This is a genomic window from Nocardia sp. NPDC003999 (assembly GCF_053604885.1).
The window spans coordinates 138,336-151,692 of sequence record NZ_JBSGIB010000019.1; the positions used below are offsets into that span (position 1 = coordinate 138,336).

At 68.5% G+C, this 13,357-nt stretch carries 14 protein-coding genes; 7 read left to right on the forward strand and 7 right to left on the reverse strand.

Going from position 1 to position 13,357, the window contains the following annotated elements; all coding sequences use genetic code 11:
• Positions 1-170: 170 nt before the first annotated feature.
• The 4 genes from ACWESM_RS28970 to ACWESM_RS28985 form a co-directional block, all read right to left on the reverse strand.
• Positions 171-512, reverse strand: a complete 342-nt coding sequence (locus tag ACWESM_RS28970; RefSeq protein ID WP_452494422.1) for a hypothetical protein — start codon at positions 510-512, stop codon at positions 171-173.
• Entirely contained in the window at positions 503-1,138 is a 636-nt protein-coding gene (locus ACWESM_RS28975; protein ID WP_364438970.1) for an MspA family porin, read from the reverse strand. The genes ACWESM_RS28970 and ACWESM_RS28975 overlap by 10 nt, the downstream gene beginning before the upstream one ends.
• Positions 1,139-1,252: 114 nt before the next feature.
• Positions 1,253-3,196: a glycoside hydrolase family 15 protein gene (locus ACWESM_RS28980; RefSeq protein WP_397277728.1), complete on the reverse strand. Its 1,944-nt coding sequence runs from the start codon at positions 3,194-3,196 to the stop codon at positions 1,253-1,255.
• Between the two features lie 169 nt (positions 3,197-3,365).
• Positions 3,366-3,947: a TetR family transcriptional regulator gene (locus ACWESM_RS28985; protein ID WP_452494424.1), complete on the reverse strand. Its 582-nt coding sequence runs from the start codon at positions 3,945-3,947 to the stop codon at positions 3,366-3,368.
• Between the two features lie 91 nt (positions 3,948-4,038).
• Here ACWESM_RS28985 and ACWESM_RS28990 point away from each other — a divergent pair, with 91 nt between their 5' ends.
• The 3 genes from ACWESM_RS28990 (at position 4,039) to ACWESM_RS29000 (ending at position 5,999) form a co-directional block, all read left to right on the forward strand.
• Positions 4,039-4,509, forward strand: a complete 471-nt coding sequence (locus tag ACWESM_RS28990; RefSeq protein ID WP_452494426.1) for a DUF4334 domain-containing protein — start codon at positions 4,039-4,041, stop codon at positions 4,507-4,509.
• Positions 4,510-4,515: 6 nt separating this feature from the next.
• Positions 4,516-5,604: an NAD(P)-dependent alcohol dehydrogenase gene (locus ACWESM_RS28995; RefSeq protein WP_452494438.1), complete on the forward strand. Its 1,089-nt coding sequence runs from the start codon at positions 4,516-4,518 to the stop codon at positions 5,602-5,604.
• Between the two features lie 254 nt (positions 5,605-5,858).
• A complete protein-coding gene (locus ACWESM_RS29000) occupies positions 5,859-5,999 on the forward strand; it encodes a hypothetical protein (protein WP_355075525.1) in 141 nt (46 codons plus the stop codon).
• Between the two features lie 197 nt (positions 6,000-6,196).
• Here ACWESM_RS29000 and ACWESM_RS29005 read toward each other — a convergent pair whose 3' ends face one another.
• Complete coding sequence (locus tag ACWESM_RS29005; RefSeq protein WP_364438955.1) at positions 6,197-6,442, reverse strand: hypothetical protein; 246 nt, start codon at positions 6,440-6,442, stop codon at positions 6,197-6,199.
• A 486-nt stretch (positions 6,443-6,928) separates the two neighbouring features.
• A complete protein-coding gene (locus tag ACWESM_RS29010) occupies positions 6,929-7,660 on the reverse strand; it encodes an IclR family transcriptional regulator (protein WP_452494440.1) in 732 nt (243 codons plus the stop codon).
• A 196-nt stretch (positions 7,661-7,856) separates the two neighbouring features.
• Here ACWESM_RS29010 and ACWESM_RS29015 point away from each other — a divergent pair, with 196 nt between their 5' ends.
• The 4 genes from ACWESM_RS29015 (at position 7,857) to ACWESM_RS29030 (ending at position 11,950) form a co-directional block, all read left to right on the forward strand.
• A complete protein-coding gene (locus tag ACWESM_RS29015) occupies positions 7,857-8,681 on the forward strand; it encodes a 2-keto-4-pentenoate hydratase (RefSeq protein ID WP_452494428.1) in 825 nt (274 codons plus the stop codon).
• A gap of 4 nt (positions 8,682-8,685) precedes the next feature.
• The gene (locus ACWESM_RS29020) at positions 8,686-9,666 is read left to right on the forward strand and encodes an acetaldehyde dehydrogenase (acetylating) (RefSeq protein WP_452494430.1); all 981 of its coding nucleotides are present in this window, start codon (positions 8,686-8,688) and stop codon (positions 9,664-9,666) included.
• Complete coding sequence (gene dmpG, locus ACWESM_RS29025) at positions 9,663-10,688, forward strand: 4-hydroxy-2-oxovalerate aldolase (RefSeq protein WP_452494431.1); 1,026 nt, start codon at positions 9,663-9,665, stop codon at positions 10,686-10,688. The genes ACWESM_RS29020 and dmpG overlap by 4 nt, the downstream gene beginning before the upstream one ends.
• Before the next feature lie 323 nt (positions 10,689-11,011).
• Positions 11,012-11,950 (forward strand): undecaprenyl-diphosphate phosphatase, encoded by a 939-nt coding sequence (locus tag ACWESM_RS29030; RefSeq protein WP_355075536.1) that lies wholly within the window; start codon positions 11,012-11,014, stop codon positions 11,948-11,950.
• Between the two features lie 49 nt (positions 11,951-11,999).
• On the opposite strand, the gene ACWESM_RS29035 is transcribed toward ACWESM_RS29030, so the two are convergent.
• A partial coding sequence (locus ACWESM_RS29035; RefSeq protein WP_452494433.1) for a condensation domain-containing protein occupies positions 12,000-13,357 on the reverse strand: 1,358 nt, incomplete at its 5' end.

Consider the following 13,357-nt stretch of genomic DNA (forward strand, 5'->3'; position numbering starts at 1 on the left):
TCCCGGAGCGATCCTGGTGTCGACCGGGGAAGCGGCGGAATCACATCGCTGTGCGGGCGAGCGAGTGGTCGGAGCAGATCTGTGCGCGCATGTCCCGCGGCGATCCCTGCTCGCGGTCGATCGACGGGCCGGTCGCTGTGCCCGGCGGAGCAACGCGACCGGCCCATTGGTTATTCGACCGGCACGATCGGGGTGCCCGAGCCCGGTCCCGGCGCGGGCGGAACCAGCGCACCGGCGGGCGTATTGGTATTGGGCGCCGACTTGGCGGGCGGGGGCGCCAGCACTTGCAATGGCAGTGCCGGTGGCGGCGCGGCCGGCCCGCCGCGTGTCCCGGGTACGGGCTTGTCGTCGCCGCAAGCGGTGGCGGAGGAGGGTGATTCGCCGCAGCTCGGTCCCGGGCCGACCGGCACGATCGGCTCGGCGGAGGCGGTTGCCGCGGCGATGATCAGCGAAACCGACACGCCGATCGGCGCCATCCAGCGTCGCGGCGCTCGCGCGTGCGTCACAGCCATATCGGGTCACCGTAGACCGCGACCGAATTGTCCGCCGTCGCCGTGGATATCGACACGATCGCGAACGAGCGCAGGCTCACCGCGCCCGCGCACGCGTCGATCTTGATCTGGATCTGATCGACGGAGATCGAGCCGTGCGGTCCGGCAAGCGGTTTCGTTCCCAGCGTGATGCTGTTGATGGTGCCCGGCTTGATGGTCGTCGACATGCTCGGCAGGGCCAGCGCGCTGCCGCCGACCCCGAGGCCGGGCGAGGGGGCGACGGTCACCGTGGCGTTCGGGCCGATAGCCGCGGAGATGCCCACGGTCAGGCCGTTGGAGACGTCTATCTGGCAGCCGATCTGGTATCCCAATTGCAGCGTTCCGGAGTTCACCGCCTCCCGGCCCTCGCCGCCGATGTCGGCCGCGGCCGACAAAGTGACGAATCCTTCCCTGGTGAACGGTGTCGCGGCGAGATTGGGTACGCGCTGCACGTCTTCGGCGGTCTTGCTGATCCGCAATTCCCAGCCGTCCTCGGTGCCGACGACACGAGATTTGTCTGCCACTGGGTCAGCGGTCGCGGGGGCGGCGGTCATGCCGAATGCCGCGGTCGCGGCGATGCCGAGCATCGCCATCGTCGAGCCCTTCAATGGAATCCTTAGTCCTGTTAACAGTCGAACGCGATAGTACTGACTCCGCTGACGTGGCGGCGCGAAGGCCGCCCGCCATTGAGGTACAGCGGGTTTCGCCGATCGGGTTTCTCGTCAGCGGTGGATGTATCCCCGGGTGAGCGATGCGTCGTCCAGACGCGGTGCGATCGATTCACCGCCGAGCGCCTGCCGCAGGAGCGCTTGCTCGTCCTGGATGACGTGCATGACGGCATTGATCAGGGCGAGGTGGGTGAACGCCTGCGGATAGTTGCCCCAATGACGGCCGGTTCGGGGATCGATCTCCTCGGCGTAGAGGCCGAGGGGGCTGGCGTAGCCGAGCAGTTTCTCGCACAGCTGCTTGGCCTTCTTCTTCTCGCCGATCTCCGACAGCGCCGATACCAGCCAGAACGAGCAGATCGTGAAAGCGCCTTCCTCTCCGGCGCATCCGTCGTCGGTCTCGTCGACGCGGTACCGCAGGACGAGACCGTCTTCGGTCAGGTCCTCGGCGATGGCCAGCACCGTGTTGCGCACCCGCTCGTCCTCGGGTGGCAGGAAACGTACCAGTGGGATGAGCAGGGTCGAAGCGTCCAGCGAGGTGCTGCCGTAGTACTGGGTGAACACCCGCCGGGAGTCGACCGCGTGTGCGCAGATGTCGGCGTGGATCTCGTCGGCGGCCTGTTGCCACCGGTGCGCGCGGGCGAAGTCCTGGTGGATGCGGGCCAGCCGGGCGCCGCGGTCGGCGGCGACCCAGCACATGACCTTACTCGAGGTGAAGTGCCTGGGCTGTCCGCGGACTTCCCAGATGCCGTGGTCGGGCTCGCGCCAGTAGGTGAGGGCACTCTTGACCGCACGGCCGAGCAGCGGCCAGGCCCGCGCATCGATCTGATCTTGATGACGGCCGTAGAGATAGACCGCGTCCAGCGCGGCGCCCCACACATCGTGCTGACGTTGCCGGTAGGCCTCGTTGCCGATGCGCACCGGGCCCGCGTTGTCGTAGCCGCGCAGGTGGGGGAGGGTCTGTTCGGCGAGATCGGTCTCGCCGCCGATGCCGTAGACGATCTGCATGTCGCGGGCTTCTTCGGTCAGGTCGAGAATGTAGGAGAAGAAGTCGTTCGCCTCCCAGGTGAAACCCAGCGTGTACAGGCCCCACAAGGCGAAGGCGGAGTCGCGGATCCAGGAATAGCGGTAGTCCCAATTACGCTCACCACCAGGTGTTTCGGGTAGTGACGTGGTGGCGGCGGCAGCGACGGCCCCGGTGGGAGCGAAGGTCAATCCCTTGAGCGTGAGCGCACTGCGAGTGAGTTCGGCGGTCCAGGGATGGTCCGGAAATCGCCCGCCCGCCAGCCAGTGCCGCCAGTGGTGGATCGTGCGCAGCAGCCGCTCTTCGGCCTCCGCGACGTCGCCGGGAGCGTCACGACTGCCCCAGGCGAGCGCGCAGAACCGGGTGTCCCCCTTCTTCAACAGGGTGCGGGCGACCGCGTGCGTGCCCTCCAGACCCAAGCGCATGTCGGTGCTCAAGGTCAGTTGCAGATCGGTCCCGTCGGCGCCGGCCTGTGCGAGGTGATAACTGCCGAGGTACTCCCACCGCGCGCGATGCCTGCCGTAGTCGAAGGCCGGTTGGCAGTCGAGCCCGAACTGGATCTGCCCGGTCTCGCAGTGCACCGTGCGCAGCAGGATGTGCTCGGCGTCGTAGTCCGTTGGCGTGCGCCGGTGCGCGCTGCGGCCGGGTTTCTGGTGCCGCCACGGCCCGACCAGCAGCACATCGCGCACCGTCGCCCAGCCCTCGCCGCTGCGCCAGCTCGTCTCCATGACCATCGTGCCCGGGATGTAGCGACGATCGGTGGGCACCACGAAGTCGGCGGGAGCGAATCGGAACGAGCCGGCGGAGCGATCGAGTATGGCGGCGAAGACGCTGGGAGAGTCCATGCGCGGCAGGCACATCCACTCGATGGCACCGCTGGGCGCGATCAAGGCGGTGACCTCGCAATCGGAGATGAACCCGTAGTCGTCGATGCGTGGGAACGCTGTGAGCCGCGGTGTGCCTTCGATCTCGTCCATGCGTTTCTCCGTCGTCGTCTCGGGGCTTACCGTCCGGCGGTCGTCCACCGGCGAGTACCTGGTGCACCGCCTTTCTTCGGGAGAACACTGTGCGCGGTATCGAGGCGTGAGTGCTGCGACGCTCCCATCAGCCCATCACCTCGTGGGCCGGATCGGCAAGCCCCGAGATCTAGCGACCGCCGTCGGCTCCGGGTGCCTCCGGGCTGACCAGCCGTCGTGCGGCCAGAACGGTGGCGGCGCGGCGTTCGGTGATGTTGTGCTGTGTGGTGCGGGTGGCGTGCATGGCCGCGGTGCGGGCGAGGTCGGTCAGCATGACGATCAAGGTGATGGGCGCGAACGCCCCGGTGATCAATCCCTGCTCTTGGCCGCGGCGGATCTCGGCGAGTTTTCCCGCGATGGTCCGGCGGATGGCGTCTTCGGCGGCGGGAATGTGGGTCTGCTCGATCTCCGCCCATGCCTGCAGCCGGGCGTTGTCCGGGTGCGCGACGTAGTGGTCGAAGAGCCGGCCGACGTAACCGGGCAGATCCGCGGCGTCGAGGGCGGTCTCGTCGGTGGTCTGGGCGACCCATTCCTCGGTGACCGCGGCGTAGAGCTCGTCTTTGCTCGCGAAGTACGCGTAGAGCCGGTCCTTGCTCGCTTTGGCCGCGTCGGCGATGCGGTTGATGCGCGCTCCCGCGATGCCGTACCGGGCGAACTCCGCTTTGGCCGCGACGAGGATTCGTTCGCGGGTGGCCTGACCTGCTGCGCGCATTGCCGCATCCTATCTTGCCGAACCTTTTGGTTCGGCTATACAGTTGCCGAACCAAAAGGTTCTGGAAACGGCGGCGGGAACGAGGATGGTTATGGGCTCTGTGGGGACTGGCTGGCGAGAACTCGTCGCGCGGGAGACCGGAGTGACCGCGGCGGAGCTGGACGCGCTGTGGGCCGGCCTGCCCACCGCGCGCGCCGAGGACATCCTCGGCGAGTGGAAGGGAGCGGCGTTCCCGACCGGGCATCCGCTGCGCAAAGCGTTGTCGGTGAGCCGCTGGTACGGCAAGACGTTCCACAGTGTGCTGGACGCCGAACCGTTGATCTGCCGCGCCGAGGACGGATCGCTGTTCTCCGATGTCGAACTCGGCGGCGGTGGGGAAGCGACATTGTGGAACATCGAGTTCCGCGGCGAGGTCACCGCCACCATGGTCTACGACAAGCGCCCGGTCTTCGACCACTTCAAATGGCTCGACGAGAACACGCTGATGGGCATCATGAACGGCAGGCCGGAGCTGGTGCTCGCCGACGGCGAGTACTTCTACTTCCTGCTCGAGCGGATCTGACCGATGGTGACCACCACCGCGGTGCTGTCGCGCGACCCCGCCGCGCCGTTCACCGTCGAATCCGTCGAGATCGACGCCCCCCGCGAGGACGAGATCCTGGTCCGGGTCCAGGCCACCGGCATCTGCCACACCGACCTGGTCACCCGGGCGGCTGGGGCCGCCGACCGTCCCGTGCTGCTCGGCCACGAGGGCGCCGGAGTGGTGGCGGCCGTCGGCGCGGCGGTGACCGGTGTCCATCCCGGTGACCGTGTCGTATTGACCTTCCGGCACTGCCGGTCGTGCCGCAGTTGCCGAGCGGGACGCCCGGCGTACTGCGTGCGAGCGGTGGAACTCAACCAGTTCGGCGCGCGGGCGGACCGGTCGCGCCGGGTCACCGTCGCCGGAACCGCGGTGCGGGACGGGTTCTTCGGCCAGTCCAGCTTCGCCGCGTACGCCTTGACCACCGCCGACAACACGGTGGTCGTCGATACCGAGGTCGATCCGGCTGTGCTCGCCCCACTGGGCTGCGGGTTCCTCACCGGCGCCGGAGCGGTGCTCAATGTGCTGCGGCCGGATCACGATGCCCGCGTCGCGGTCTACGGCGCAGGCGCGGTCGGTATGGCGGGTGTGCTGGCGGCGGTTGCGTGCGAGGTCGCCGAACTGGTTGTGGTGGAGCCGTCACCCGTCCGGCGGGCGCTGGCGCGGGAACTCGGCGCGACCGCGGCCCTGGATCCGGCGGCCGACGACATCGTGCCCACGATCCGGAAGCTGACCGACGGCGGGGCGACCCACGCGCTCGACACCACGGGATCGGCGGACGTGCTCGCCACGGCGGCAGGCGCGGCGGCGATCGGCGGCACGGTGGTCGCGGTCGGATTGGGCGCCGGGGTCCCGGCGATCGATCTGCGCGATATCGTGTTGGGCGGCAAGGTGATCCGCGGTTGCCTCGAAGGCGACGCGGTGCCCGCGACCTTCATCCCGCAGCTGCTGGACCTGCACGCCGCGGGACGGTTCCCCATCGACCGTCTCGTCACGACCTACCCGCACGCCGACATCAACGTCGCGCTCGCCGACCAGCGCGCGGGCACGGTCGTCAAACCGGTCCTCACCTGGTGAGGTGACCGAAGTCAGGCGGCGGCTGCGCCTCGGCACGCACGGCGGTTCCGGCAACTGGCACCGAAAGAACGGTTTGTTTGTGGTCGCGGGTGGTACCCGGTGCACGTATCGGCTCGACAGCGCGGTCGCGCCGGTACGCGATCGGGGGATCCCCGCTGCTCGACCACCGGCCGGTTCGACAAATGTCATCAAATCGTTTGCGCCGCACGAGAACGAGGGGCCCCTAAGGTTGAATGGCGCAAAGGAATTGCATCGTGATCGAGGACGCGAACGTGCCCGGCACCGACGATGAAGACCGAGACCGGATCATCTGGCCCGAGTCGCGTTTGAGCGCATGGTGGGCGGATGTCATGGGCCACCGCTTTCCCCGAACTCAGACGACGACATCGAGTTGATCCCCGGCCGCCGGTTCGCCGGGTGCGAGTACGAGCAGCGGGGGAGATGTCCCGGTGGACTGAACTCCTCAGTGCTCACGGCACGTGCGGCCTGGGGAGCGTGCGGTCCGGTTTCCATGTCCCGGCCCACGCGGAGCGGATCCGCGGACGTCCTCTGAACTACCTTATTCCGGTATGACGGCGCACGTGCGCGCGTGCTACGCCCCGTCCGGTTGTGGCGTCCGGCGCAGCGCGAGGAGTCCGTCGATGATCTCGATCGCCGTCAGCGGAGCCGTCGCGGCGTTGTGGAGCTGTGCGGCGAGACCCGCGGGGCAGCCGGGCCCAGGTCTGGCGGTCGTGGCGCACGCGGTACAGCCCGCGACGGCCTCGGCGAGATGCGCTTCGACATTGCGCACGTCGAGTGCGGTGATCAAATCGAACCCGGTCGAGAAGGGGATCGGCATGTCGATGGGTTCCTCCGGCTCAATGTCCGATCGGGTGGCACGTCGCCGCGAGTGGTCCGTCTCCGTGCCGCGCGGCGCGAATCGGCCGGAACGTCGGACGGCCGCGCGAGCAGGCGCCGACCGCTACCGGGCCGTCGCGAGCGATGCATGGGCGAGAACTCGAGGCGCTGTCTGGTGGATGGGATCCGTTTGTGGCCGACGCCGTTGTCGGCCTGCCGACGTCGTTGTCGGGTCGGATGTCCGGTGACGTCGTCGTCGTTCGGACGAAGGAGCAGCACGTGTTTATATAGGCTCCGCATCGGTAATGTAACAGATGGATATACCTCCTGGGAACCCGCCAGCGAACTCGGATTCGCCGACTTTTTACCCTGCCTGTGCCTGCTTTCGTGCGCGTGCGGCGGAGTGCGGGCTGCGGTTCAGCGACGAATGCGCGTTGGGGGACTACCGACCCGTCCGGCCTCGTGCCGGGCGGGGTCTTCCTGGTGCTCAGGCGGGAGGGGCGGACAGCAACCGGGTTCGCCGGGTCAGGGTCGCTCCGATGCCGTCGGCGGCCGCGCGAACCGATGCCGCGTGGGTCTCGGGATGGAACCGGTGGGACGGGCCCGCCACGCTGATCGCCGCGACCACCTCTTCCGACTCGCGAACCGGGGCAGCCACGCAGACGATGCCGGGCGCGGATTCCTCGAATTCGTAGGCCACTCCATCGGCGGCGATCCGATCCAGCTGGGTGCGCAACGTGCCCGGTAGGGCCATCGTCCGTGGGGTGTAGCGGCGCAGCGGCGCGGCCAGCACCTGGTCACGAAGCGCCGCGTCGGCGTTGGCCAGTAGTACTTTGCCGATGGCCGTGCAGTGCACCGGCATGCGGCCCCCGATGCGTGAGGGGGCGCTGGCCTGTCTGCGTCCGCCGATCTTCGTCAGGTAGACGACATCCGTGCCGTCGAGAATGCCCAGATGCACGGTCTCGTGGATCCGCGCGTTGAGTTCCTCCAGGAATGGAATGGACACTTCGAGCAGACTCCGTTCGACCGATGCGCGCATCCCGAGCTCGAAAACATAGCTTCCGAGCCGATACCCGGCGTCGGTCCGGTCCAGTAGTCGGACCGCCACCATGTCGGCGAGGACCCGGTGCAGAGTGCCCTTCGGAATGCCGGTCCGCCGTCCCAGCTCGGCCAGGCTCAACGCGGTGTCGTCGATCGAGAACGCCTCGAGCACGGCCATGATCTTGCCGAGCACGGTCGAACCGTCAATCGCACGACCAGCGAACGCGGATGACACGGTCGACCTCCAACCTCCGGACCCGCTCACTCTACCGCGGCGGCGTTCGGCTCAGTGGAACGCAATGCTGGCGGATGCGTCCCACCTGCGGCGACAGTGAGAGCACTGTTTCACCCCTCACGAGATCCGGGACTTTCCGATGCCAACACCCCCAGGCCTTGACCGACGCTCCGTGGCCGCCGACACCGCCACGATCGCCGCCGCCGACCTGCTCAGCGCGGCCGCCCGCTCCGGCACCCCGTGCGCACCGGTGCGCGATCTGATCGGTTCCGACGACGTGACCGCCGCGTACGCGGTGCAGGAACTGCTGACCGCCGAGCGCATCGCGGCGGGCGCGCGGTTGGTCGGACGCAAGATCGGCTTGACCTCCCCGGCGGTGCAGCGGCAGCTCGGTGTCGATCAACCGGACTTCGGAGTGTTGTTCGACGACATGTACTACCGGCAGGACACGCCCGTGCCGCTGAGCCGGTTGCTGCAGCCGAAGGTCGAAGCCGAGATCGCGTTCGTGCTCGGCGCGGACCTGGCGGAGGGGCCGCTCGATGACGAGCAGGTCCGCGGCGCGGTCGACTACGCCGTGGCCGCGCTGGAGATCGTCGACAGCCGCATCGCCGGTTGGGACATCACCTTCGGTGACACCGTCGCCGACAACGCTTCGAGCGGTTTGTATGTGCTCGGCGCCGAACGCCGCACCCTCGATTCCTTCGAGCCCGTCACGGCACAGATGCGGATGTCGATCGACGGTGTCGAGGTGTCGACGGGAACCGGCGCGGCCTGCCTCGGCGATCCGCTGCACGCCCTGGCCTGGCTGGCGCGGACCACTCGCGAGTTCGGCCGGCCACTGCGCGCCGGGCAGACAGTGCTCTCCGGAGCGCTCGGACCGATGGCACCGATCCAGGGCCCTGGAACCGTCACCGCGGACATCACCGGTCTGGGATCGGTGACCGCGACCTTCATTCGGGAGTGAAACCATGAACGACAGCCCCGCCAAGCTCAAAGTCGCGGTGATCGGATCGGGCAATATCGGCACCGATCTGATGATCAAGGTGATCCGGCACTCGACCGTCCTGGAGATGGGCGCGATGGTCGGCATCGACCCGGAATCCGACGGTCTGGCCCGCGCCCGCAGGCTCGGCGTCCCCACCACGTCCGACGGCGTGCAGGGCCTGCTGGAACTGCCGAACTTCGGCGAGATCGATGTGGTCTTCGACGCGACTTCCGCCAAAGCCCACGCCGCCCACGCCGCGGTGCTCGAACCTCTCGGCAAACGCCTGATCGATCTGACACCCGCCGCGCTCGGCCCGTTCGTCGTCCCGGCGGTGAACCTGGACGAGCACCGGCACGCGCCCAACGTCAACATGGTGACCTGCGGCGGGCAGGCCACCATCCCGATCGTCGCCGCCGTCTCGCGCGTGGCGCCGGTCGCCTACGCCGAGATCGTCGCGTCCATCGCCTCGAAGTCCGCGGGGCCCGGCACGCGGGCCAATATCGACGAGTTCACCGAAACCACCGCGCACGCGATCGAAACGGTCGGCGGCGCGCGGCGCGGCAAAGCCATCATCATCCTCAATCCGGCGGACCCGCCGCTGATCATGCGCGACACGGTGCTGTGCCTGGTCACCGCCCCGGATCCCGGCACCCATGAGGCGATTCGCGAATCCGTGGAGCAGATGATCGCGCACGTGGCCACCTACGTCCCCGGCTACCGCCTCAAGCAGCAAGTCCAGATCACCACCGTCCCCGACGACCAGCCGGTGCACACCCTGCTCGGCCCCGACGCGGCCGCGCCCACCCATCAGGTGACGGTGTTCCTCGAGGTCGAAGGCGCCGCCCACTACCTCCCGGCCTACGCGGGAAATCTGGACATCATGACCTCGGCGGCCGTGCGCTACGCCGAATCCCTCGCCGACACGATCGCCGCGGCGCCGGCGGGACAGGAAGCGCGCCGATGACCACCGGACTGTTCATCCAAGACGTCACACTCCGCGACGGCATGCACGCCGTGCGCCACCGCATCACGCCCGCCGACGTCGGCCGGATCGTGGCGGCGCTCGACGCCGCCGGTGTCGACGGCATCGAAGTAGCCCACGGCGACGGCCTCGCCGGCGGCAGCCTGAACTACGGCCCGGGAAGCAACACCGACTGGGAATGGATCGAAGCCGCCGCCGACAACCTCACCCACGCCCGACTGACCACGCTGCTGCTGCCCGGCATCGGCACCATCGAAGAACTCAAGCACGCCTACCGGCTCGGCGTGCGCTCGGTGCGCGTAGCCACCCACTGCACCGAAGCCGACGTATCCGCCCAGCACATCGCCACCGCACGGGAACTCGGCATGGACGTCTCCGGATTCCTGATGATGTCGCACATGGCCGAACCGGCTCGCCTGGCCGAACAAGCGAAACTCATGGAATCGTATGGGGCGCACTGCGTCTACGTCACCGACTCCGGCGGCCGGCTGACCATGAACGGAATCCGTGACCGGGTCCGCGCCTACCGCGAGGTGCTCGACCCCGGCACCGAGATCGGGATCCACGCCCACGAGAACCTCTCGCTGTCGGTGGCCAACTCCGTCGTGGCGGTCGAAGAAGGCGTCACCCGCGTCGACGCCTCGCTCGCCGGGCACGGCGCCGGAGCGGGCAACTGCCCGATCGAACCTTTCGTCGCCGTCGCCGACCTGCACGGCTGGAAGCACAACTGCGATCTGTTCGCGCTACAGGACGCCGCCGACGACTTGGTGCGGCCACTGCAGGACCGCCCGGTGCGCGTGGACCGCGAAACACTCACGCTCGGCTACGCCGGGGTCTACTCGTCCTTCCTGCGGCACGCCGAAACCGCCGCGCGGCGCTACGGCATCGACGTGCGCACGATCCTGCTCGAAGTGGGACGCAGGGGGCTGGTCGGCGGGCAAGAGGACCTCATCATCGACATTGCCCTCGACATGCTCGCCGAATCCTCCGGCGCCACCGCCTGAACGGCATCGAGCTCGCCGACGGTGATCAAATGATCGACGTCACAGATCCTCTGTGATGTGTTCGGGACCAGCTGCTTTGCCGCGCCGGTGCGGCTTCCCCCCACCTGGATCCCGGCCACACCGCCCATGGATTCCGAAGCCGCGTGCCCTCTTCGTCTCGTCGATCCTCTGCGAGCTCCGACGGTCCTTCCGCGGCTTTGGCTGCCGCACAACGACATTCCGGTCACGCCACGACAGCGCCACCGTCGCGGCGGGACCGCCGTCGTCGCCGGCCGCGAGAGGCCCTCACGCGGTTGCGTTGTGTGCGTGCGAGACTCGGGGCGATGCTCACTTACTTTCAAGCGACAGTCATCGGGGCGGTGCAAGGTGTCACCGAACTGTTCCCGATTTCCAGCCTGGGGCACTCCGTGTTGGTCGCGGCATGGCTCGGAGGCGACTGGGAGAAGTTGACCGGCGAGGGCGAGTCCGGTGCGGGCACACCGTATCTGGCGTTCGTGGTGGCGCTGCACGTGGCGACGGCGGTGGCGCTGCTCGGCTACTACTGGCGCGACTGGTGCGTCATCGTGGCGGGCTTTTTCACCACGCTGCGCACCGGCCGCCTCGACACCATCCCCCAGCGGCTGGCCTGGTCGATCGTCGTCGCCACCATTCCGGTCGGCGTGCTCGGCTTCCTGCTGGAACATCCGCTGCACGCGCTGTTCGGGACGCCTTTCTACGCCGGTATCTTTCTCGCGCTCAACGGCATCGTGCTGATCGTCGGCGAGGGATTGCGCCGTCGGAACGAGCCGTCGCTGGCCGAATACGGGCGGCGGTTCGCTCGGCGGGAAGCCCGCAGAGGCACCCTCACGGCCGAGGCGGAGACCCGGCGCCAATCCGACCGGCCGCTGGCCGCCCTCGGGACAGCGGACGCTCTCGGCATCGGCTTCGCGCAGGTCGGCGCGCTGCTGACCGGCTTCAGCCGTGCGGGCCTGACCATGGTCGGCGGCCTGTCGCGGGGTCTCGCGCACGAGCACGCGGCGAAATTCGCCTTCCTGCTGGCCACTCCGGCGATCCTCGGCGCGGGAGTCCTGGAACTACCGGAACTGGTCGGCCCGCAAACCGAAGGCATCCGTGGACCGGTGTTGTTCGGAGCCATCGTCTCCGGGGTGTCGTCGTGGCTGGCAGTACGGTTCCTGGAGCGCTACTTCCAGACCCGGACCCTACTGCCGTTCGCCATGTACTGCATCGTCGCAGGCACCCTCTCGGTCGTCCACTTCAGTTGAGCTCTGCTCGGCCGAAGTCGCCGATCCGGCTCCGGCGCGGCCGGAACGATCAACCGGTCACGCATTCGTCGGCCTGCACCTCCTCGTCGGTGTCCAGGACGACCGCCGCGCCGACCATCCCGGCGGCGACTAGTTTGATGACAACGGCGGAGGATCTCGGTTCGCCGCGGTAGGGGATCTCGGACTCGTAGGTGAGTTCGTCCCGGTCGCGCAGTTGCGCAGCCGCGATGGCGAGATCGTCGTAGCTGAGGGTCTGGTCCCCGACGAAGGCCGGGTCGGTGCCGGTCAGTGCCCGGGTGCGGTGTGCGTAGGTGACCGGGCGGGGTGATTCGGCGGCGATCTCGGCGATGACGGCGGGGTCGTCGAGGGCGAGCCAGTCGAGGGTGCCGGTGGGTGGATCGCCGAGGGTGAGGCCGACTTTGGCCTCGAGGTCGTCGGGCAGTGCGGTGTCGGGGACGACGGCGGCGCCTGTTTTGAGGACGGCCCAGGTCGCGATGACCGCTTCCATGCCGCGATCCAGACGCAGTGCCACGCCCGCGCCGGGGCCGCAGCCCCGTGCGATGAGCACCCGCGCCAAACGCGACGAGCGGGTCTCCAGATCGTGGTAGGTCAGCTCGTCGTCGCCGGACAGGATGGCGGGGGCGTCCGGATCGTCCTCGACGGCGGCCACGAGTGTTTGGGCGAGTGTGGTGCCCGCGGTCGCCGCCGAGTTCGGCGGCGGGGTGGGAACGCTTCTGGCCGTGCCCATTTCCCGTTCGGTTCGGTCGAGGATGTCGATGTCGCCGATGGGGGTGTGGGGGTTGGTGGCGATGGTGGTGAGGATGCGTTCGAGTCGGTGGCCGAGGGTGTGGATGGTGGTTTCGTCGAAGAGGTCGGTGGCGTAGGTGAGGATGGTGTCGAGTTCGGCGGGGGTGCCGTCGTCGTGGTGGTGGGGGTTGATGTTGACTTGCAGGTCGAATTTGGCGGCGACGGTGTCGGTGTCCAGGGCGGTGACGGTGAGGCCGGGCAGCTGGAGGGTGGGTTGTTCGTTGTTCTGGAACGACAGCACGACCCCGAACAGGGGGTTGTGGGTGGTGGCGCGGCCGGGGGCGACGATTTCGACGACGCGTTCGAAGGGGATGTCGGCGTTGGCGAAGGCGGCGAGGTCGGTTTCGCGGGCTTGGTCGATGAGTTCGGTGAAGCTCATGCCGGTTTCGACGCGGGTGCGCAGGGTGAGGGTGTTGACGAACATGCCGACCAGTTCGTCGAGGGCGCGTTGGCCGCGTCCGGCGATGGGGGTGCCGATCGCGACGTCGGGGTCGCCGGTGAGGCGGGCCAGCAGGACCGCCAGGGCGGCGTGCACGACCATGAACAGGGTGCAGTTGTGGGCGCGCGCGAGCTCGGTGAGGGCTTGGTGGATGTCGGGGG